At 37.9% G+C, this 22,728-nt stretch carries 20 protein-coding genes and 1 other annotated feature; of the genes, 3 read left to right on the top strand and 17 right to left on the bottom strand.

Going from position 1 to position 22,728, the window contains the following annotated elements; all coding sequences use genetic code 11:
* Positions 1–88 precede the first annotated feature (88 nt).
* The 6 genes from uvrA to metG all read right to left on the bottom strand — a co-directional run bounded on the left by uvrA (position 89) and on the right by metG (position 10,568).
* Positions 89–2,929, bottom strand: coding sequence for an excinuclease ABC subunit UvrA (gene uvrA, locus RWM19_RS01970; protein ID WP_313983063.1), 2,841 nt, complete (start codon positions 2,927–2,929; stop codon positions 89–91).
* On the bottom strand, positions 2,929–5,448 hold the full coding sequence (gene mutS / locus RWM19_RS01965; protein ID WP_313983061.1) for a DNA mismatch repair protein MutS: 2,520 nt from the start codon (positions 5,446–5,448) through the stop codon (positions 2,929–2,931). Before mutS ends, uvrA begins: the two co-directional genes overlap by 1 nt.
* A 263-nt stretch (positions 5,449–5,711) precedes the next feature.
* A complete protein-coding gene (locus tag RWM19_RS01960) occupies positions 5,712–7,244 on the bottom strand; it encodes a PTS transporter subunit EIIB (RefSeq protein ID WP_313983059.1) in 1,533 nt (510 codons plus the stop codon).
* A 12-nt stretch (positions 7,245–7,256) separates the two neighbouring features.
* A complete protein-coding gene (locus RWM19_RS01955) occupies positions 7,257–8,030 on the bottom strand; it encodes an NAD(+)/NADH kinase (RefSeq protein ID WP_313983057.1) in 774 nt (257 codons plus the stop codon).
* Positions 8,031–8,081: 51 nt separating this feature from the next.
* On the bottom strand, positions 8,082–8,522 hold the full coding sequence (locus tag RWM19_RS01950; RefSeq protein ID WP_313983055.1) for a GNAT family N-acetyltransferase: 441 nt from the start codon (positions 8,520–8,522) through the stop codon (positions 8,082–8,084).
* A 105-nt stretch (positions 8,523–8,627) separates the two neighbouring features.
* Entirely contained in the window at positions 8,628–10,568 is a 1,941-nt protein-coding gene (metG, locus tag RWM19_RS01945) for a methionine--tRNA ligase (RefSeq protein WP_313983052.1), read from the bottom strand.
* A 36-nt stretch (positions 10,569–10,604) separates the two neighbouring features.
* Positions 10,605–10,811 (bottom strand) — a binding site (T-box leader).
* A gap of 194 nt (positions 10,812–11,005) precedes the next feature.
* Here metG and RWM19_RS01940 point away from each other — a divergent pair.
* Entirely contained in the window at positions 11,006–11,206 is a 201-nt protein-coding gene (locus tag RWM19_RS01940) for a cold-shock protein (RefSeq protein WP_006525301.1), read from the top strand.
* A gap of 98 nt (positions 11,207–11,304) precedes the next feature.
* On the opposite strand, the gene RWM19_RS01935 is transcribed toward RWM19_RS01940, so the two are convergent.
* From RWM19_RS01935 to mnmE, 7 genes are all read right to left on the bottom strand, one after another.
* Positions 11,305–12,279, bottom strand: a complete 975-nt coding sequence (locus RWM19_RS01935; RefSeq protein ID WP_313983050.1) for a ribose-phosphate pyrophosphokinase — start codon at positions 12,277–12,279, stop codon at positions 11,305–11,307.
* A 67-nt stretch (positions 12,280–12,346) separates the two neighbouring features.
* Complete coding sequence (locus RWM19_RS01930) at positions 12,347–13,288, bottom strand: NTP transferase domain-containing protein (RefSeq protein WP_313983048.1); 942 nt, start codon at positions 13,286–13,288, stop codon at positions 12,347–12,349.
* Positions 13,289–13,321: 33 nt separating this feature from the next.
* Complete coding sequence (gene ispE / locus RWM19_RS01925; protein ID WP_313983046.1) at positions 13,322–14,164, bottom strand: 4-(cytidine 5'-diphospho)-2-C-methyl-D-erythritol kinase; 843 nt, start codon at positions 14,162–14,164, stop codon at positions 13,322–13,324.
* Entirely contained in the window at positions 14,161–15,003 is an 843-nt protein-coding gene (rsmA, locus tag RWM19_RS01920) for a 16S rRNA (adenine(1518)-N(6)/adenine(1519)-N(6))-dimethyltransferase RsmA (protein ID WP_313983044.1), read from the bottom strand. Before rsmA ends, ispE begins: the two co-directional genes overlap by 4 nt.
* Positions 15,000–15,533, bottom strand: a complete 534-nt coding sequence (gene rnmV / locus RWM19_RS01915; RefSeq protein ID WP_313983042.1) for a ribonuclease M5 — start codon at positions 15,531–15,533, stop codon at positions 15,000–15,002. The genes rsmA and rnmV overlap by 4 nt, the downstream gene beginning before the upstream one ends.
* Positions 15,517–16,311, bottom strand: a complete 795-nt coding sequence (locus RWM19_RS01910) for a TatD family hydrolase (RefSeq protein WP_313983040.1) — start codon at positions 16,309–16,311, stop codon at positions 15,517–15,519. The genes rnmV and RWM19_RS01910 overlap by 17 nt, the downstream gene beginning before the upstream one ends.
* A gap of 1 nt (position 16,312) precedes the next feature.
* Entirely contained in the window at positions 16,313–17,638 is a 1,326-nt protein-coding gene (gene mnmE / locus RWM19_RS01905; protein WP_313983038.1) for a tRNA uridine-5-carboxymethylaminomethyl(34) synthesis GTPase MnmE, read from the bottom strand.
* A 95-nt stretch (positions 17,639–17,733) separates the two neighbouring features.
* Between mnmE and RWM19_RS01900 the strand changes: the two genes are divergently transcribed.
* Positions 17,734–19,080, top strand: coding sequence for a DEAD/DEAH box helicase (locus RWM19_RS01900; RefSeq protein ID WP_313983035.1), 1,347 nt, complete (start codon positions 17,734–17,736; stop codon positions 19,078–19,080).
* 146 nt (positions 19,081–19,226) lie between these two features.
* The gene (locus RWM19_RS01895) at positions 19,227–19,637 is read left to right on the top strand and encodes a hypothetical protein (protein ID WP_313983033.1); all 411 of its coding nucleotides are present in this window, start codon (positions 19,227–19,229) and stop codon (positions 19,635–19,637) included.
* Between the two features lie 68 nt (positions 19,638–19,705).
* Here the strand turns inward: RWM19_RS01895 and RWM19_RS01890 are convergent, their stop codons facing one another.
* The 4 genes from RWM19_RS01890 to atpD all read right to left on the bottom strand — a co-directional run bounded on the left by RWM19_RS01890 (position 19,706) and on the right by atpD (position 22,716).
* Positions 19,706–20,275 carry a GNAT family N-acetyltransferase gene (locus RWM19_RS01890; protein ID WP_313983030.1) on the bottom strand — a complete coding sequence of 190 codons (570 nt, stop codon included), beginning with the start codon at positions 20,273–20,275 and terminating at the stop codon, positions 19,706–19,708.
* A 45-nt stretch (positions 20,276–20,320) separates the two neighbouring features.
* Positions 20,321–20,854 (bottom strand): hypothetical protein, encoded by a 534-nt coding sequence (locus RWM19_RS01885; RefSeq protein ID WP_313983028.1) that lies wholly within the window; start codon positions 20,852–20,854, stop codon positions 20,321–20,323.
* A 75-nt stretch (positions 20,855–20,929) separates the two neighbouring features.
* Positions 20,930–21,325, bottom strand: coding sequence for an ATP synthase F1 subunit epsilon (gene atpC, locus RWM19_RS01880; protein WP_294022679.1), 396 nt, complete (start codon positions 21,323–21,325; stop codon positions 20,930–20,932).
* Positions 21,322–22,716, bottom strand: coding sequence for a F0F1 ATP synthase subunit beta (atpD, locus tag RWM19_RS01875; RefSeq protein ID WP_294020656.1), 1,395 nt, complete (start codon positions 22,714–22,716; stop codon positions 21,322–21,324). Before atpD ends, atpC begins: the two co-directional genes overlap by 4 nt.
* Positions 22,717–22,728: the final 12 nt, after the last annotated feature.

Below are 22,728 nucleotides of genomic sequence, written 5' to 3'. Positions count from 1 at the left end.
ATTATTTATAACATTATTTTGTAGAATCAAAAAGCAGGCTAGTTATAATAGTGCATCTGCTCTAATTAACTATATCCTGCTTTTTAATTTATTTTTGGTGTTCTTTTGTCCACTCAATTGTTTTCTTTAAATACTGACCTGTCCAGCTTTCTTTGACTTTGATGATGTCTTCAGGTGTTCCTTGGGCAACGATTGTTCCACCACCATCGCCACCTTCAGGGCCTAAATCAATAATCCAGTCAGCACACTTAATTACATCTAGGTTATGTTCAATGATGATAACTGTATCCCCGTTGTCCACAATTCTTTCAAGCACTGCGATTAAACGATTCACATCATCTGTATGTAGACCGGTTGTAGGTTCATCTAAAATATAGATAGTTTTACCAGTTGGACGCTTCTGTAATTCACTGGCGAGTTTAACACGTTGTGCTTCACCACCAGAAAGTGTTGTAGAGGACTGTCCAAGCTTGATGTAATTTAATCCTACATCAGAGAGTGTTTGTAATTTATTCTTGATCTTTGGATGATTTGCGAAGAAATCTAAAGAATCTTCAACTGTCATCTCTAATACATCATAGATATTCTTACCCTTATAAGTACACTGTAATGTTTCTTCGTTATATCTCTTACCATGACATACTTCACATGGCACATAAACATCTGGCAAGAAGTTCATTGAGATTACCTTTACACCATCCCCTTGGCAAGCTTCACAACGTCCACCCTTGACATTGAAGGAGAATCTTCCTTTTTCATAACCGCGTAATCTCGCCTCTGGTGTCTTAGCGAATATATCACGAATATCATCGAATACTCCTGTGTATGTAGCAGGGTTTGAACGTGGTGTACGTCCAATCGGATCTTGGTCAATCTGTACTAATTTATCGATGTTCTCAAGTCCCTTGATAGACTTATACTTACCTGGGTTCGCTTTTTGTTTTCCAAGGTTTTGTTGGACGGCTTTCATGAATACATCATTAACTAATGTACTCTTACCAGAACCAGATACACCTGTTACAAGTACCATCTTCCCTAGCGGGAATTTTACATTAATATTCTTCAGGTTATGTTCAGATACACCCTTCAGTTCTACAACCTTTCCACTACCTTTACGACGTGTTTCAGGCATAGAAATGACTTTTCTACCAGATAAATATTGTCCTGTAATGGAGTTTGGAGAATTCTTGATTTCTTCTGGTGTGCCATTCGCAATGACTTCGCCACCATGGATACCTGCACCAGGTCCAATATCCACAATCCAATCTGAATGTAACATCGTATCTTCGTCGTGTTCCACGATAATAAGTGAGTTTCCAAGATCTCGCATATTTTGAAGAGTCTTGATTAACTTACTATTATCACGTTGGTGTAAGCCAATGGATGGCTCATCCAATACATATAGAACTCCTGATAGTCTTGAACCAATTTGAGTTGCTAGACGAATACGTTGTGCTTCACCACCAGAAAGTGTTCCTGCCAAACGATCAAGTGATAGGTACTCTAGACCTACATCCTTCAAGAAGGATAAACGGTTACGAATTTCTTTGAGTACTAACTCCGCAATCTTTGTCTTTTCAACATCTAGCTTTAGATTGTTAATCCAATCTAGTGCTTTGCCTACGGATAGTTGTGTAAACTCACAGATATTTTTATCTCCAACACGTACACTGAGTGCTTCTGGATTGAGTCTTTGTCCATGACACTTCGGACATACTGACTCTACCATGAAAGAGTGATACCACTCTTTACTCATAGAGCTGGTTGTTTCTACGTAACGACGTTCAATCATATTCTTAATTCCTTCGATGAAGTCATTACGATTATAACTATTACCACCTGAGGATGTGATGGTATAACGAATAGGCGCATCACTACCGTAGAGAATAACTTCTAACTGTTTCTTTGTAAAATCTTTGATTGGTGTATCCAAATCAATCTTGTAATGCTTTAGCAGGACTGCGAATGTCTGCCATTCGATATTATCTGTACCGATAATGTTCTTGTAGTAGCGAATACCACCTTGACGGATAGACTTAGAGCGATCTGGAATTAAGTTATCCACATCGACTTCTTCTGTAATACCCAAACCATGACAGTTATCACAGGCACCGATTGGCGCATTAAATGAGAATAAGCGCGGTTCTAGTTTTGGCACTGTAAAGCCACAGATATGACAAGAAAAGTGCGTAGAGAAATCCATTTCTTCTTCCCCATTAAGGACAATCGCATGTCCATCCGCAAGATTTAGTGCTGTTTCTATGGAATCATATACACGTGATCTAGATTCATCTGTCTTAACGATACGGTCAATTACCACATCAATATCATGACGTTTGTTCTTTTCTAATTCCGGTTCATCCTCTAACATCACAACTTCGCCATCGATACGCACACGGATATAACCATCTTTCAATAGCTTCGCAAATACATCTTTAAAGCTACCTTTTTTATTTCTAACCGTAGGCGCAAGTACAGTTAACTTACTACGATCTGGTAAGTCCATCACCTGATTAACCATTTCTGTAATAGTTTGCCCTGTGATTGGAATATTGTGATTAGGACAGTATGGTACACCTGTTCTTGCGTATAGAAGACGCAAGTAGTCATAGATTTCTGTTACAGTTCCAACCGTAGAACGTGGGTTGTTGGACGTAGTTTTCTGGTCGATGGAAATTGCCGGAGATAATCCTTCAATTAACTCAACATTTGGTTTTTCAACACCACCTAAGAACTGTCTTGCGTATGCGGAAAGGGATTCTACATAGCGTCTTTGTCCTTCGGCGTAAATCGTATCAAAGGCAAGTGAGGTCTTTCCACTTCCTGAAAGACCTGTCATCACTACCATTTTATTGCGAGGTATTTCCAAGGAAATATTCTTTAGGTTATTCTCCTTGGCACCTCGTATTGTAATCTTATCTAATTCCATTACTTCTTTACCTCCTCACAAAGGTCACTTAACATCACCCAAGCCTCACGCGGGGAAAGATTATCTGGGTCAACTTGTTTGAGTTTCTCCATTAAAGCTTCTGTACGTGGATCTTCTTTATGCATTTCTACCAATTGATAGTTTTGTTGTACAACTCTCTTGGTTGACTCTAATTCCTTCTGTAAGTCTTTTGCCCGATTTAATACTGCATCTGGTAATCCCGCAAGTCTTGCGACATTAATACCATAAGAATGACCAGCTGGGCCATCTGCCATCTTATATAAGAATGTGACTTCATCGTTATTTTCTTTGACGACTACATGCATATTCTTCACATTTGGAAGATTATCCGAAATCACGGTTAATTCATGATAGTGTGTACTAAACATTGTTTTAGCGTGAATACAAGTTGCGATATATTCAATCATTGCCTGTGCTAATGCCATACCATCATAGGTAGATGTGCCTCGACCAATCTCATCAAATAAGATTAAAGATGCGGAGGTCGCCTCCTGCAAGGCAAGGTTAGCTTCTGACATCTCTACCATGAATGTAGATTGTCCACTAAGGATATCATCCGAAGCACCAATACGTGTAAAAATCTTATCGAAGATAGGCATGATACAACTCTTCGCCGGAGCGAAACATCCCATCTGTGCCATGATAACGATTAATGCAGTTTGACGCATATAGGTTGATTTACCACCCATGTTTGGACCAGTAATCAGTAAGATATCCTGGTCTTTATGCATATCCGTGGAGTTTGCGACATACTTTGGATTCTTCATCATATCATCCAAGATTGGATGCTTCCCATTTTCAATGAAGAGACGGTCCTCATCAAACTGTGGACGTACATAACCGTACTTGGCAGATACTTCTGCCATGGCAACCTGTGCATCAACCTCTGCCAAAAACTTACTTAACTTCTGTAATCTTGGTAAGTATGCACGGATTTCATCTAATATCATTTGGAATAATTGTTTCTCAATTCGAATCGCATTTTCTTCCGCATGTAAAATTGCGTCTTCTTTCTCCTTTAATTCTGGAGAGATAAAACGCTCGTTATTTGTTAATGTTTGACGACGGATATAACCCCAATCATCCTGTACAGCTTGTGCGGCTGCTTTGGAGATTTCAATATAATAACCAAAGACTTTGTTGTAGCCGATTTTGAGTGTCTTAATACCGGTTCTTTCTCTTTCTTTGGCTTCTAATTCCGCAATGAAAGTTCTACCGCTATGTTGAATCTTACGTGCCTCATCGAGCTCGGCATTATAACCATCTCTAAACATTCCACCATCACTAATTTGTACAGGTGGATTATCCACAAACGCATCTTTCAACTTCTGGTAAAGCTCTTGTAACGGATCAACTTTACGCTTTTCATCAAAGACAGTCTCATCTAATGCATGCATGATAGATGGCACTTCTGCTAAGGTCTTTGTCAAACGTTGACAATCTACCGCATTTGCCGTATTCATCGCACATCTAGCAATTAGTCTTTGTAAGTCATAAATATTACTGAAACTATCACGTAATTGTTGTCTTTGCATGAAGTTTTGAATTAACCATTCTGTCTTATTAAAGCGTGCTTCAATCTTCTCTCTTGAAACAAGTGGCTTTTCAATCCATTTACGTAACTGTCTTGAGCCCATCGATGACTTACACGCATCTAAAAATGACCATAGTGTAATTGCCTTACCATTTTCATGTAAAGACTGGACGAGCTCTAGATTCTGACGTGTCGCAAAGTCCATATATAACACTTCATCTTCACGTTCGATGCGTGTAACCTGTAAGTGACCTAACATGTGCTTCTGGGTATTTTCCAGATAGTTTAGCATACGTCCATATGCTTGCATGTCATAATCTTTGAGGATACCTTCCGTCAATGGTAGATACTCCTCTTTGATACGTGTTTCATCACAATAAGAAATGACAATCTGCAGCTCTCTAAAACTCTTGAGCGTCTTTTCTTTAAAATCACTAGGTACTACAACTTCACGTACATTTGAACGCAGTAGTGTCTGCATTAACAACACATCTTTATGCTCGATATTCTGTACATAGTTTTCACCAGTACTCATTTCTACAATCGCAAGAGAATACCCATATCCATAATCAGTAATCGCAGCTAAATATACAGAGGCTTTTTCATCAGAGATTTCTTGCATCACAGTACCTGGTGTAATCACACGAATGACATCACGTGTAACTAGACCAACCGCTTCTTTTGGATCTTGTGTCTGTTCACAAATCGCAACTTTAAAACCACGGGATACAAGTCTTGGGATATACGCAGCTGCCGCATGATGTGGAATACCACACATCGGTACACGTTCCTCAACACCCGCATTCTTTCCTGTTAGTACAAGGTCTAATTCTTTCGAAGCAATCTTCGCATCATCAAAGAACATCTCATAGAAATCGCCTATGCGATAGAACAAGATTGCGTCTTCATATTCTTTTTTGACTGCAAGATACTGCTGCATCATCGGTGTATAATTTTCTGCCATATTCGCCTCTCAAAACATATGTATTATAGCATAGTTATGTACATTCCTTATGGTCCAAGACCAATGTAAAACTGGCATTTATCGTTTGCATTGTGTTATTTCGACTATAATCGAAATAACATTAATTATTTCTTATAGTTTCGAGTATAGTCGAAATAGAAGTCAAAATCGTTATATGTTTCGACTATACTCGAAACATATTTATAAAATCCAATATAAATAAAACTCTACAGTTAAAATTCACTGTAGAGAAATATATTTATTTACATCACTGTACGTAAGGAGTTAATAATCCCCTTCTGCAAGAAATATGATTTTGCGCCATAGAGTAATGTATATACATTTTCATCTCGTGTGATACTAATTGAACCTAGATCCATTAGTTCTTTTTCATGTACAATCTCTTTATCATAGACCGTAATCACAAGTGAAGTGACATCAGCCTCAACATGTTTGATGTTCTCTTGTCCGCCAATATGTTTGATGATTTGTTTTACCATCTTTTCACCTTCATCACGAACAATTAGACCTGTAGATAGATGTCGGAAGTATAATCTTGTAGCTAAGAAGTATACGATTGCGGAAATCACACCAATAATTACAACGATAATCAAATTACGATATAAACTTGTAAATTTTAAATAGCTTAATAATTCTGGTAGTGTTCCTATCGTTGCGGTTACTGCATTGGTATCACTTGTAACATAACCTAGATTGACATGTAGTGTTGAAAATAATCCGTATAAAAATCCGTTATATCCAAGATGGAAAAAGAACAGTAATGGACTTACCATAAACATCATAATTTGTAGAGGAATTGTTGTACCTGAGATTAAAGAAATTAGTGTACCTACAATGCAGAGTCTTTTGACTTTTGCACGTTGCCTTTTTGAAGTACCAATACTATACATCCCCCAAATCATTGCTGGAAGCGCAAAGATATTCATAACATAATACGGCGCGAATAATCTTCCTACCCCGGATGTAAGGGTTCCTGCAGCTAACTGTGCTGTCCATACATTTGCGTCGCCCACTACCGTAGCACCTGCAATATTTGTCCATGACCCACCCGATGCCGTATACCATAGTGGTTGTCGAATGAGCGCATTCAAGTGAAATAGTTGTAGGAAACGATCTGTGATTCCATAAAGAATCATATTGAATGGGCTACCTAAATCAGAAGAAATGTAGTTAACTAACCGTACAATAAATAGGATACAGTATGGCCATATTACACCAAATACTGCACCTGCCAATAAACAATATACAACTGTTTTCAATAGCGCATCAGACTGTTTAATTGGAGATGATTGTCCAATCCCATGATGATTTGTTTGGCATGCGATATACGTTATCATCGTTACGATAATCGTTCCAATCATACCTGTTAATATTGGATAATGGGCAGAACCAGATAAGTAACTAACTGACGAAGTAGCTGTACCAATATTGAAAACCGCATTATATGCATATGATGGTAGAACCGGTGCTGGCACAAACATTGTTGCGATATGGAATGCAAAATAACCAACTACACCTGTAGCGACTGTTACAGAACTATTTTTCTTCTGTGTTAATAGTCTTAATAAAATAAATAATGGCGCATACATTAAGATCGTACGAGCGATAATTCCTAATGATTCCCCCACCAAGAAAACACCATCATTTGCGATGATAGTGACTAATCCATATGTAGGATGAAGAATCAAATTTGATACACCACACAGGAAACAAGCAAATGCAATTACAATGAGTGGAAATTTCAAGATTTGAAAATATGAATGCATGTATTGCATACTAGCCTCCTATTAAAATAGTGAATTTAATTTTTTAAAATAAGAAATCTTCTTTCCTTTGATCATGCGTACACGCTTTTGATCACAAACACGAATCTCAAACTCTTTCATATCATCAATTGGATAAACATCAGAATCTACACCAAGAATTGCTTTTTCAAAGCTTTCAGAACTTAACTTTACTTTCGTATCTTTACTTAATACAATCGGCGCATACAGTGAACGCGATTTACTATGATGGATACCTGCAATCTCGGAAAGCTCGATTAAATCTAAACCCTCTTGAATTACTGCTCCACCTAGAGAGCGATTATATGCAGTAGAGCCAAGTTGTGTACATACACACATACCCGTACCACGGAATGTCTCTAAATATTCATCACTGAGATAAACATCTAAGATTTGTGTACGTGCAATATTCTCAACACGGATTTCATTTACCGCATGGTAAACATTTCCATTTACTTCTGTGACAAGTAGTGGATATTCGCTAATTTCATATTCCCCAGATAAATACATCTTTAGTAATTCATCAACTTCATTATCATGATAATCCGTAAAAAAACCTAGCGTTCCTGTGTGTAGACCTAAGAACTTCACATCTGGTATGCGTTCCATGTAATCATGAATTGCTTTGATGTAGGTTCCATCTCCACCAACCACAAATACTGTATCTGGATTTTCTTGGTTATATTCATATTGATGACTTTGTAATACTTGTTTGATTTTGTCACCAATCTGTTTTGATTGGTCATCAAATCTTGTTATGATTGTAAATTTTTCCATAAGTTTCTTCCTTGTTTGTATTATACATCACATTGCTTGAATCCAAATGGATTATAGACGTTTATATAATTTTGCACTCCAAAAATTCATTCCTATTTCATCAATATAAAAGTGCATGATTGCTTTCCAATTCTTTGTAGCAGTACTTAACATCATCATTTCCAGCCCTTTTTTCTTCAGTTCTTTTTCAAGGCTTTCCATCAATTGTTTTCCAATCCCACGTGAGCGATAAGATGGATGTACATAAAGTTCTTCTATCTCAAAGTAATGCATGTTTTTATCTATCACACTTGTTTGTTTATCTTGAATTTCCTCTTTGCCAAAAATATAAGCTATCAGTTCATCATCATACGCCGCTAAGATATAACAATCTTGAAAGTCATCTTCTGTATTGGCTCGATATCCATAACAACTATCTTCTTTTTCCCACATCAAAGATAATTCTAATAGTCTTTTTATGTCTGATTGTTTTGCTTCGTGAATGGTGACCATGGAAGATTTCTCCTTTTCTTAATCTATATCTATTATATGTTTGATTTTCATATTCCGAAACAAAAGAAAACCCGCATCAAGAGATTCCCGATACAGGTTTAGTGATTATTGAACTTTTGTGCCTGGAGTTAAGCCGTTGACTTCAACAAGTCCGATTGTCTTTTCTTCCTTACCAGCTAGTAACATACCCTGTGATTCAATACCACGGATGACTGTTGGTTGTAGGTTAGCAATCATTACAATACTCTTGCCGATGACTTGTCCTGGTGTATAGCTTTGTGCTAAGCCAGAAACAATCTGACGTACTTCACCATCACCTAAGTCTACTTTTAGTACGAAGAGCTTATCCGCATCTGGATGTCTTTCACAAGAGAGGACCTTACCAACGCGCAGGTCAATCTTCTGGAAGTCTTCTACAGTAACAGTTGGCTTCTTTTCAATTTCCTTCTTACGTGCTTTCGCATTGATTTCATTGATCATATCAATTTTAGATTGAATTGCTTTTTCATCAATACGTGCAAATAAGATTTCTGGCTTCTCTGCAACATGGATACCAGTTTCAAGCTTACCAAATTCAGAGATTGTTTCAAAGTCTCTTTGTTGTGTATTTAAGTTATCTAGAATCTTCTTGGATGTCTCTGGGAAGAATGGTTCCATCAATACAGCTGCGATACGTACAGATTCTAATAAGTTATAGAGAACAGTCGCAAGACGCTCAATCTTATCGGAATCCTTTGCAAGTGCCCATGGTGTTGTCTCATCGATATACTTGTTACATCTAGAGAATAAATCAAGGATATCCTGGATTGCGTCAGCCACTCTAAGTTCATCCATCTTCTCGATAACCTTCTTCACAGTGCCTGTAGCTACTGCCTTCAGTTCATCATCAATTGGTTCACTAACATTTGGATTCGCAACAACTCCACCAAAGTACTTATTCTGCATGGAGATTGTACGATTCACTAAGTTACCTAGGTTATTCGCAAGGTCACTGTTAATACGTTCAATCATTAGGTCATATGTCACATGTCCATCTTGTGCAAATGGCATCTCATGTAACATGATGAAACGAACAGCGTCTACACCAAACAACTTCACTAAGTCATCCGCATAAATCACATTACCATGTGACTTAGACATCTTAGAATCACCAATCAATAGCCATGGGTGACCAAATACCTGCTTAGGTAATGGTTCATTCAATGCCATTAACATAATTGGCCAATAAATTGTATGGAAACGAATAATGTCCTTACCTATCAAATGAAGATCAGCTGGCCAGTATTTCTTATAGAGTTCATCATGATTACCATCCACATCATATCCAAGCCCTGTAATATAGTTGGATAATGCGTCAATCCAAACGTATACAACGTGCTTTGGATCAAACTCTACTGGAATTCCCCACTTAAAGGATGTACGTGATACACAAAGATCTTGTAATCCTGGTTTTAAGAAGTTGTTTACCATTTCATTCTTACGGCTTTCTGGTTGAATGAAGTGAGGATGTTCATCGATATACTTCATCAACTGGTCAGCGTACTTACTCATCTTAAAGAAGTAAGCTTCTTCTTTCATTGGTACAACTTCACCACCACAAACCGGGCACTTACCTTCTTCTGTTAACTGACTCTTTGTGTAGAAGGCTTCATCTTCTTGACAATATAAGCCTTCATAATATCCCTTATAGATATCACCCTGGTCATAGAACTTCTTAAAGATCTTCTGTACTTGTCTTTCATGTGATTCATCTGTAGTACGAATGAAGTAGTCATAAGAAGTATTCATAACATCAAACTGTTGTTTGATGACTGCTGCGACATCATCTACGAATTGTTTTGGTGTCTTACCTGCAGCCTTTGCCTTCTCTTCTACCTTTTGCCCATGTTCGTCGGTTCCTGTTTGGAAACGTACATCATAGCCTTCTGCACGTTTAAATCTAGCGATTGCGTCTGCTAGTACAATCTCATAAACATTTCCGATATGTGGTTTTCCTGATGTATATGCGATTGCGGTTGTAATGTAATACGGTTTTTTGTTTTCCATTTTTGCGTACCTCCTCAAAATAAAAGACATCCCAAATGAAAGGACGTCTTGCACGCGTTACCACCTTTGTCTTGCGGATGAATCAATCATCTGCCTCTCTTCGTTGTAACGGACGTCTCCGGGTCATACTCTTCGCATGACCAGCTCCAAGACCATGTTCCATTTCCCCTTCATGCATGTTTTCACCTACCACATACTCTCTACGTTTCTAAGAAAATGTACTCTTCTTTTCATTGCTGTTATCGGTATTATTATACGTTGAAAGTATGTTTTTGCAAAGATACAGAATATACTTTTATATTGTTTGAAACCTTCTCTATCCCCTTTATTCATGCGCTCTACGTAAATAAAACTTGTGTTTTTAACATTGCCAGTATATCATAATAGAGAATACAGGATTTACTTCCGTATCATAGAATAGGAGATTCAAAGGCACAATGGCAACAGGCAAGGTAAAATGGTTTAATGCTGAAAAGGGCTACGGATTCATCACAACTGATGAAGGTAAGGACGTTTTCGTTCATTACTCAGCAATTCAGAGTGAAGGATTCAAGACACTTGATGAAGGCGCTGCAGTAAGCTTCGACATCACAGAGTCTAATCGTGGACCACAGGCTTCCAACGTAACAAAGCTCTAATTAAGAACATTGTACGAACAAAAGAACGGTTTATCCGTTCTTTTTTATTGTTGATAAGTTCAAGAAAAAAGATGGCGTGTACCATCTTTTTGTATCTCTTATTTAAAACTGTCGAATGAGTATTCTTCATATACCTTGGATACAGGTGTATGATTTTCGATTGATTCAATTGTATTCGCAAGCATTTCTGCAATTGATAATACTTGAATCTTTGTCGTACTTGCCTTTTGATCTTCACGAAGTGGAATTGTATCTGTAATCACCATCTTTGTAATAGGTGAGTTTTCAATCTTCGCAATTGCATCACGTGAGAATACGCCATGTGTAATTCCAGTATAGATATCCTTAGCACCATGACGCTTTAAGATTTCACATCCTGCCACAAGGGAACCTGCTGTATCACAGATATCATCAATCACGATGCATATCTTATCCTTTACATCACCAATGATGTTCTGTGCTTCTACCATGTTTGGCTTTGGACGACGTTTATCAATAATTGCGATAGGTGCATCTAATAAATCAGCGACTCTTCTAGCACGTGTAACTCCACCATGATCTGGTGAAACAACTACCAATTCTTCTTTTGGAATCTCTAATTCCTTGAAGTAGCTTGCTAGCATTGGTACTGCTGTAATATCATCGATTGGAATATCGAAGTAACCCTGAATCTGTGCAGCGTGTAAGTCAAATGTTACAACACGGTGAGCCCCTGCAACCTGTAATAGGTTTGCGACTAGCTTCGATGTAATTGGCTGACGTGGTTTAGCTTTACGATCCTGACGAGCATAACCGTAATAAGGCATAATAACGTTAATTTCTCCTGCACTTGCACGTTTACATGCATCGATGCAGATAAGAACTTCCATCAAACGTTCTGATACTGGGTTGCATGTTGACTGAATGATGAAAACAGAACGACCTCTAACAGATTCTTGTGGTTCGACTAAAATCTCACCATCTGCGAAATGTTCAACCTTGATCTTACCTAAAGGTAATCCCAAATGCTTACAAATAGACGCTGCTAGATCGGTGCTTGATGTTAGAGCGAATACGACAGTTTCCTTAACCATGATTTTCCTCTTCTCCCATATGAATGTTGTATATCCTTATTAATTAAAGATGTTTTATAACTATTCGTCAACCCTTACGGCGTACAAATGGTCCGACTGTTTCAGCTTTTGAAACATTTGTGTCTTCTAACCATGTACCTGGTAAAATTTCTGCGTAATCTTCAACAGTTACATCTCCATAGAGATATGTATTAGGGTGGATAATTACATCAGTTCCAAATGTTACATTTGGTCCAATATATGTTGTGTTAGGGTCATAGATTGTAACACCCTTCTTCATCCACTCTGTGTTGATTCTCTCTTGCATGTATTTTGCGGCGTGTGCTAATTCTACATTTCCATTAATACCTTGAACTTCTTGCCAATCATCACACGGAATCGCAACTACCTTCTTACCTAATTTCTTTAAAATATCAACAAGGTCTGTTAAGTAATATTCCTGTTGGGCATTATTATTATTCAAATGCTTGAGTCCTTCAAATAGAGATTGGTTATTGAAGGCATAGGTACCCGTGTTGATTTCACGTACAGCCTTTTCCGCATCATTTGCGTCTTTGAACTCTACGATTTTCTCAACTGTTCCATCTGCACTGCGGATGACTCTACCATACGCACCGTTATCTTCTGGAATCGCCGTTAAGACTGCCATGTCCGCATCACCAATCAAATCATATAACTTCTGATATGTTTCTGGTTTCACGCATGGTGTATCTCCACTAGCGACTAGAGTGATACCTTCTTCATTTGCGAGTTGTTGTGCCTGCATAACCGCATGCCCTGTACCAAGCTGTGGCTCCTGTACTGCAAACTCACACTTTCCAGCCATCGCCGTTTCTACTTCTTCATGCTTATAACCAACAACACATACAATTCTCTCTGTTCCTGATTTCTTCAAACTATTGATGACCATACCTAGCATCGGTACTTCTAAAATCTTATGTAATACCTTTGGTAATTCTGAGTGCATGCGAGTTCCTTTTCCACCCGCCATAATAATTGCGTTCTTCATTTTGTTTTCTCCTATATTTCATGCAAGCATGATTTATCGCGTATGTACTGTTGTCTTTCTAACAAAGTATCTCTTCTTTTTTAATATATCAATGGAACGGTCCAATAACTCTACATCTTTTGTAATACCAAATACAGTTGAACCACTACCCGACATCAGCACGCCATCAAAGCCTAAGTCCAATAAGTCTTGTTTTGCCTTTCGGATTTCTGGCACAAGTGTCATTGCGGCATTTTCCATCGAGTTACCTAAACTGCTGATGATGCCTTCATAATCATTGTATTCTAGCGCTTCTTGCATCGCCTTACAATCCGGATGAATACCTTCTTGTTCATCTACGATATGGAAAGCTTCCGCAGTCGATACACCCTTGCGTGGTTTTATCAGTAATAAGTAGAAATCTGGACTACATGAGAAAGTTGTAATCTTCTCACCAATCCCTTCCACAAATGCAGGTCGATTAAGGATACAGAATGGTACATCTGCACCAACTTCCTTACCAACCGCAATCATCTCATCTTTTGTAAGATGTAGATTACACATACGATTAATCATGCGTATCGCTGCAGCCGCATCTGCGCTACCACCCGCAAGGCCAGCTCTTGTAGGAATGTGTTTCTCTAATCGACAGCAAAATTCGTCTTTTAGATTGTACTTTTCCTGCATGATATGAATCGCCTTTACGATTGTATTCTTATCATTGATCGGTAGATAGTCTCGATTTAATTCCAGTGTCGTTTCTTCCGCAAATTCCATTTCTAAAACATCATAGAAATTGATTGGAACCATAATCATTTTTAAATCATGGTAGCCATCTTCACGTTTTCCCACAACATCTAAACACAGATTTATTTTTGCGTATGCTCGCTCTTTCATTTCATGACCTCATGAATTTGTTTTAATTCATCGATAGTTAATTCCTGTGCACGTTTATTTACAGGGATATTTGCCTTCTCTAGTATCTCTGTTGCCTTAGAACCGTCATCCAAATATTCTTTCAGATTATTGTATACAGTCTTGCGACGCTGTTTGAAACATGCACGTACTAATTCGAAGAAATCTCGAATCTCTTCATTGCTTGCGTCGTTATTCTTTCTTGCGAATTGGATAATAACACTATCGACAGCTGGAGATGGATTAAAAGATCTTCCCGGCACTGTAAATAAACGCTTGATATCGAATAAATATTGTCCCTCTACAGATAAGGCATTGTATTCAGGATCTTTTGGTTTTGCGACAAAGCGATCACCAACTTCCTTCTGTACCATAACTGTAATATAAGAGATATCTGGATTTTCAAATATCTTAAACAGTACTGGTGTCGTGATGTAGTATGGTAGGTTTGCACATACGGATACAGTTTTATACTTTTCTTTTAATGCATGTACAACTTCATCTAAATCACATGTTAAGAAATCCTGCAAGATAATCTCTACATTAGAATAGTCTTCTAAAGTATGTTCTAGTACTGGAATTAAACCTTCGTCTATCTCAAATGCAAGTACGTGTTGAGCATGCATTGCGAGTTGTTCGGTTAAACTTCCAATACCTGGACCAATTTCGATAACTGCACCTTCACAATGTGACATTTCAGCACAGCGTTCTACGATAATTGGATCAACCAAGAAGTTCTGGCCAAAGCCTTTCTTCGCCCGTAATCCAAATTGGTCTAGTATCTCTTTTGTGCGAGATGGTGTTGAAATTAATTTTTTCATTGATCTATAACCTCTCGTAATTCTTCTTTGGTAATCGCAAGACAGTTTAACCTTGCAAGCATGGTCTTCGCATTGCCATCCCCAACATGGTAGTATTCTCCAACTTTACGTCGTAATTCTGCACTATCAGATTGACCACTTAAACCAATTTCAAATAAATCACTCATCGTTAAACTACCCTTTGGTTCATTGGTGATAGTCACAACATTCTGTAGCGCATTCCACAACGTTTCTTTATCCGCATGTTCAATACCCACCTTCTTCTCTGTACGTGCATTGCGCTTCTCCACAAATGCATTTTTGCAGTTAGGAATATGTTGATTGATGATATGTCGGATTTGATTCCCTGGTGTATCTGGATCAGTAAAGACAATTACACCTCGTGTGCTTGCCGCATAGCGAATCTGTTCAATGACTTTATCGTCAATACTGCTGCCACCTGTCTCTATCGTTTCACAATCAAAGTACTTCTTTAATTGTTGTGTATCATGTCTACCTTCCACAACAATTATCTCATGAATGCGATCCATCTGCTTCCTCCAGGAATCTAGTCCAGTTGGCATCGATTTGTGCAGCCATATCTTCAACTGGTATGTTTCGAATCTCTGCCATCTTTTCTATGATATATGTAATATTGGATGGTTCATTTCGAGTACCACGAACTGGAACTGGTGCCATATATGGCGCATCTGTTTCACTGAGTAAGTAGTTTAAGTCGATCGTCTCTACGACATCTACAGAGTGTCTTGCGTTCTTAAATGTCAACGCCCCACCAAGTGCGATATAATAACCTAGTTTCGTGAATTCTTTTGCCATCTCTTTTGAACCAGGGAAACAATGTAATAACCCCTTCCAGTGATGTTCCTTCATGATATTAAAGGTATCCTGCATGGCATCTCTAGAATGTACTAGGATTGGTTTATTTACTTCTCTAGCAAGTTCGATTAACTTTACGAAGTACTCACGTTGTACAGCACGATCAGCTTCATCTGTAACCCAGTGATACTCTAGCCCAATCTCTCCAATTGCAGTTACCATTGGGTCTTTGGCTAACTCACAGAATTCATTCCAATAGTTCTCATCTACCTTCGTCACATCTTCTGGGAAGATACCTGCCGCAACTTTATAGTTTTCTGGGTCACGTCTTGCAAATTCGATTGCTCGTTTTGTTTCTTCTAGTGATAATGTAATAATCATTAATTTATCCACATGCTTTTCTTTACAGCGTGCGATAACTTCTTCTAAATCTTCTTGAAACTCTTCTCCCATCAAATGACAATGGGTATCTACATAATGTAATTCACTCATCTTATTTTCCCAAACAGAAGCGTGAGAAGATTTCATCTAAGAGATCTTCCTTGCCTGCCTTTCCAGTGATCTGTCGTAATGCAGTCCACGCCTTTTCCAAATCGATTGTTACTAAATCAAGCTCCACACCTGCATGTAATGCATTTACTGCATCGTTCATTGCTTGTTCTGCTTGTAATGCATAGCCAATCTGTCTTTCGTTATTTAGAGTATCGCTATTGGCTGCGATATACTCACTTTGATATTTCTCCACAATCGCATTTGTAAGTTCTGTAATATCTTTCTGAATAGCACTGATAGATATACCTGCATGCATGCTATCTTTATCTTTCTTATTGTATACAACGATACGATTATGATTCTTTGTCTTTTCTAATAGTTCTTGGTCTTCTTCCGTTAATTCTTCAGAACCATCTAATACAACAATCACAAGCTGTGCCTTTTCTAATGCTTGTAGGGATTTGGTAATACCAATTTGTTCAATCGCATCATCACTCTTACGAATACCTGCAGTATCGATTAGATTTAATGTAATGCCATTTAGTCGTACAGTTCCTTCCACAAGGTCTCTTGTCGTTCCAGCCACATCCGTAACGATAGCTTTATCTTCTTCCAACAATGCATTCAACAAGGATGACTTCCCTACATTTGGTCTCCCCAAGATAACGGTGTTAATCCCCTCTTTAATCACTGCAGATTGTTGGGCTGTTACGATAATCCGATGAATATCATCAATCCACTTCTCTGCCTTTGGTAGAATTTCTTCCTCTGTTAATTGATGTACATCATCATACTCAGGATAATCAATATTTACTTCGATATTGGAAATAATTTGTGTCAAATCCTCTTCCAATGGTCGCATTAATTTCGCAACAGAACCTTTTAGTGAATGAATTGCACTCTTTGCGTTAATTTCATCCTTTGCCCAAATTAAGTCATTGATACCTTCTGCTTGGGACAAGTCCATCTTTCCACTAAGGAATGCGCGTTCCGTAAATTCTCCACGTCGTGCCATACGTGCACCCGCACCAAGTATCAGGGACAATACTTTTCTTGTGATATAGACGCCACCATGACAAGAGATTTCCACAACATCTTCACCAGTATAGGATTTCGGTGCACGGAAAAGGCTGACGAGTACTTCGTCAACAGATTCATTCCCTTCTTTGATAGTTGCGTAATGGATTGTATATCCCTTGGCATTACTAAAATCTTTGCCTGTTAAGTCGGTAATGATTTGAATTGCGTCACCACCAGAAATACGAATGACGGAGATGGCTCCCATCGCATCGGCAGTGGCGATTGCGGCTATAGTATCCTGAAACATGCTAACCCTCCAGTTTTCCACTATTATTGTACTAGTTTTATCAACTCTCTGCATGTTAACTCAGAAGTTTTTTTAATGTGTGCTAAGATTAAGCCATGAAACTATCAAATTCTATACAAAATGCCCTTAATGAAATGGGCTATCATTCCCTATTACCGATTCAAGAAACAGTCATCCCAATGATTCAAGATGGAAAAAGTCTATTTGTTTTAGCCAAAACAGGCAGTGGAAAAACTGCATCCTATCTTATTCCTGCGATTGAGCAGGTTCAAGAGAGTGATGATTTTACTTCTGTTTTAATCATCGCACCAACAAGAGAACTCGCAATTCAAATCTCATTAGAGGCGAAGCTATTAGCTTCCTATACAAAAGTACATATCGTAACACTAATTGGTGGTATGGATTCCGATAGACAACTCAACGCACTACGCCATCGTCCGCATATCATTATCGGAACACCTGGTAGATTATTAGATTTATATACACAAGGTGCCTTTGACCTTTCAAAGTTATCACTGTTTATCATTGATGAAGCGGATCAAGTTTACTCAACTGGCCAATCAGAAGATGTAAATCAATTACGAAAAGAAATTCAAGGTGTTCAAACAATTTGTTTATCTGCCACAAAAAATGACACAATTCAAACTTACTTTGATACACCATTTGAAGAAGTGCTGCAAGGAAGTGTATCGGTGAATGAAAAGATTAGTTCTTACTATCTTGAGACAGAAAATAAAAAAGACACATTATTATCTCTTTTGCAATCACTACCAATCACATCGGCGATTGTATTTGTAAACCATCGCAGTACCGCAGTTGAATTATCAAATCTACTACTACGCAATCATATTCTTAGTTCTGCTTTCTCCGGTTATTTTGATGAGAGAAAACGTATCGCCATCATGAGCGACTTCCGCAAAGGTGATATACGTGTATTAGTTGCGACTGATGCGGCTGCTAGAGGTATTGATATCCGTGAGCTGTCTCATGTGATTCATTATGATATTCCTATTGATACTGAAACATTCATTCATCGCTCAGGTCGTACTGCGCATCAAGGTGATGAAGGTATTTCCATTTCACTGCTTTCAGCCGAAGAGATGAAATCTGAAGTTGGTATATATATTCGCATGCATAGTCAAGCATATACACCACAAGATACACATCCTGTTGATTTATCGATTCCATATCAAAAAAAGGCTGTGCCTTCTACGCAAGTAACACAACTTCTAATTCGAGCAGGTAGAAATGATAAGATACGTCCAAAAGATATCATCGGTGCACTTTGTACTATATTCTCCTTTGATGAAATTGGCACACTTGAAGTTCAAGACCGCTTCTCAACTGTTACAATTCTTTGCAAAGAGGATGATATTTTATCTCGTTTTGAAGATTTTACTATCAAAGGAAAACGTAGAAAAGTTGAATTATTGAATCAATAAATTTGAAGTATACTACAAATTTTATGTATTTTTGAAAATATTTGAAGTTTGCTTCAAATATTCATTTCTCATTCTAGAAGCGATATACTAAAGATACCAATACATCTACTATTTATCATTATTTCTTAAAATTGTGAGGTGAAAGCATGCATAAAACTAGCACAAAGGTTTTAATCTCAGGTTTTTTACTCATCTTATTTGCGTCTATTTGTATTAGTATCTATCTCTTCGTGAAGTTAAACACAACAATTTCTATAGGAAAAGGGCATTATCTAGCGATGGATTCAAATACAAATGGTGCTTACAACATGGAAATCTACGATGATCATTCTGTAAAGATTTTCCTCGATAAAGTTTACGTAGAAGGTACTTTAGAGCACGAACAGACACAATACACAGACTCTTACTATATTCAAACAAAAGATAAGAAGTATTTTATGAGTATCAATCATGATACTGTATCTGTTCCTGTAGAGGTAAATGGTAATCTTGTTTCTTTAGTATTTAAGTTTGTTAGTAATGTTCCATTTACACAAATTGATTTACCACAAAAATAATCATGCAATTATAAAGTGAACCTCCTAAGTTTTCTATAATAACTTAGGAGGTTCACATTTAAGTTACATTATTTTGTATTTATAGGAAACCATCCCATATTAAGACGAACTTCCTTTCGCTCTAAATCAGTGTTTGTATAACAACAACTGTCAAAACCTATTAAGGTAAAACCTGCATGCAGGTAGAAGTCAACTGCATTTATATTTGATGATTGTGTCTCTAAAATCAATGTACGATAGTTTTTTTCTACTGTAATCCTTTTGGCAATGTCTAACAACTTCTTACCATACCCTTGCCCTCTCAACTTCTCATCAACAAATAGTTCTGTAATAATCAATCGATTTGTCCAACTTTCTGGGCAAATTTCAATTGCCGCAAGTAATTTGTTATCTTCTGTAATACCATAGGCTTCCGCATCTTCCCACCAGTCTTCGTAAAGCTTATCCTGATATTCGCAGTCCTTTAAACTATGTATAAATGGTTTCTTAAATTTTTTCTTTTGAATTGAAATCTGAAAACCATCATCTGTTCTTTGCATATCTACATCGTAGTATTCTTTTGATGTGTATTCGATAGGTAACAGTGTTCCTTTCCATGTATCTTTCCTTAATTTATGAATGATATAGTTTTTCATCATTTTCGCTCCTTTCGACAAATACAAACTATATACATCACATTTTTTCTATAATGCGCCTAAATCTTGTAATGTACCATTACCTTCTGGTTGAATATTTTCTAGTTTGATATTTGGATTTCTCTTTTGTAAGTATCCTGCAAATCTTCTCGCTTCTCCTTTATCTCGACAGCTAAGTGAGAAGGTTTTTTCTTTATTTGTAAGGTAGATGGTTAACTTACCGTGTTTTCCTTCTTCGACCTTCATCACTTGAATGTCCATTGTGGATTCTTCATGCATGTTTAATCCAATGCATGCAATCATACGGTCATTTAAGATCCAACTACGGTCTATCACACCACCTTTTTCGTATTCTTCGATATTGTGAATTGATTTTAGTGCCCGTGATATTTTAAATTTCTTTGTATAGTACATAACTAGGATGACACCCAAGATAGCTGTACCTACCATCATCGCATAACGTAATTCTTGAATTCCCTTTTTTTGATAGAAAAACGCTAATGCGAACACTAGGAATACAAGTGGTGTCATGAACGGTCCATACAATAAACTATTTAGTGACTGATAGTATTTTTTAATCATATTGTTACCTCGATGGTCTTATCATACCATATATAAAAAACAGATAATGAAGAATGTCTTCACCATCTGTTTCTTTTATCCTTTGACGTTTAATCTGTTCAATGCTTTCTTTAATGCGATTTCTGCACGAACTTGATCGACGTTCTTATCATTTGACTGTAGACGTTGTTCTGCTCGGATCTTCGCAGCGATTGCACGTTCGACATCGATTTCATCTTTGTTTTCGATTGCGTCGACCATGATTTCAGCTTTGTTATCTCTAAAGTAGAATAGTCCTCCAGTCACCGCATATTCCATTCGTTTTCCGGATTCGACTGTTGTCATCTTACCTATTCGCAACATTGTCACAATTGGCATATGTTCAGGTAAGATACCTCTTTGACCATCCTGTGTTTCTATGTTTAGGATAGATGTATCTAACTCTTTATATACACCATGTGGTGTTACGATGCGGCAATGAATCATACTCATTTCAGTGACTCTGCCTTCTTAACAACGTCTTCGATTGTTCCAACGCTTAGGAATGCGGCTTCCGGTAAATCATCATATTTTCCTTCAAGAATTTCTTTGAAGCTTCTAACTGTATCTGCGACTGGCACATAAATACCTGGAATTCCTGAGAATTGTTCCGCAACGGAGAATGGTTGTGATAGGAAGTTACGAACACGACGTGCTCTTGCGACAATCTTCTTGTCTTCTTCGCCTAATTCTTCCATACCCAAGATTGCGATAATGTCTTGAAGTTCACGATATCTTTGTAGGATTTGTTGAACCTGACGAGCTACCTCATAATGTTCATCACCAATGACAAGTGGATCTAACATACGTGAAGAAGATCCTAATGGGTCAACCGCTGGATAGATACCTAGCGCAGCGATGGAACGGTCTAATACAAGACGTGCATCCAAGTGTGAGAATGTTGTTGCTGGAGCTGGGTCTGTTAAGTCATCGGCAGGCACGTAAATTGCCTGTACGGATGTAATAGAACCTTGATCGGTTGATGTAATTCTCTCTTGTAATCTACCCATTTCTGTCGCAAGGGTTGGCTGGTATCCTACTGCAGATGGCATACGACCAAGTAGTGCGGATACTTCTGAACCTGCCTGGGTGAAACGGAAGATATTATCGATAAATAATAATACATCTTGATGTTCTTCATCACGGAAGTATTCAGCCATTGTAAGTGCGGATAGTGCTACACGCATTCTCGCACCTGGTGATTCATTCATCTGTCCGTATGTAAGAACTGTATTCTTTAATACGCCAGATTCTTCCATTTCATGGTACATGTCGTTACCTTCACGTGTACGTTCACCGACACCCGCAACGACAGAACGTCCACCATGTTCGATTGCGATATTGTGGATTAATTCCTGCATTAAGACTGTCTTACCTACACCTGCACCACCGAATAAACCAATCTTACCACCCTTAGAATATGGGCATAGTAAGTCGATAACCTTGATACCTGTTTCTAGAATTTCACTAGTTGTCTGTTGTTGTGCAAATGTTGGAGCGTCTCTATGAATTGGTAATTTGTGTTTTGCGTGTACCTCACCTAATCCATCAATTGGCTCACCAAGTACATTAAACATACGTCCTAATACTTCATCACCAACTGGTACTTCGATTGGTGCCCCTGTATCTGTACATTCCATGCCACGAACAAGTCCATCTGTTGATGACATCGCAATGCAGCGAACAACATCGTCTCCAATGTGCTGTGCTACTTCTGCGGTCATTGATGTCTGATCGTCAATTTTTACTTTAATTGCGTTATTGATGGAAGGTAAGTGTTCCGGGTCAAAGCGAATATCAATGACCGGTCCAATGACCTGTACAATTTTTCCTGTAACACTCATTGTTTTACCTTC

The organism is uncultured Solobacterium sp. (genome assembly GCF_963517755.1).
Classification (GTDB): domain Bacteria; phylum Bacillota_I; class Bacilli_A; order Erysipelotrichales; family Erysipelotrichaceae; genus Bulleidia.
This window is presented reverse-complemented; position numbering and strand designations above follow the sequence as displayed.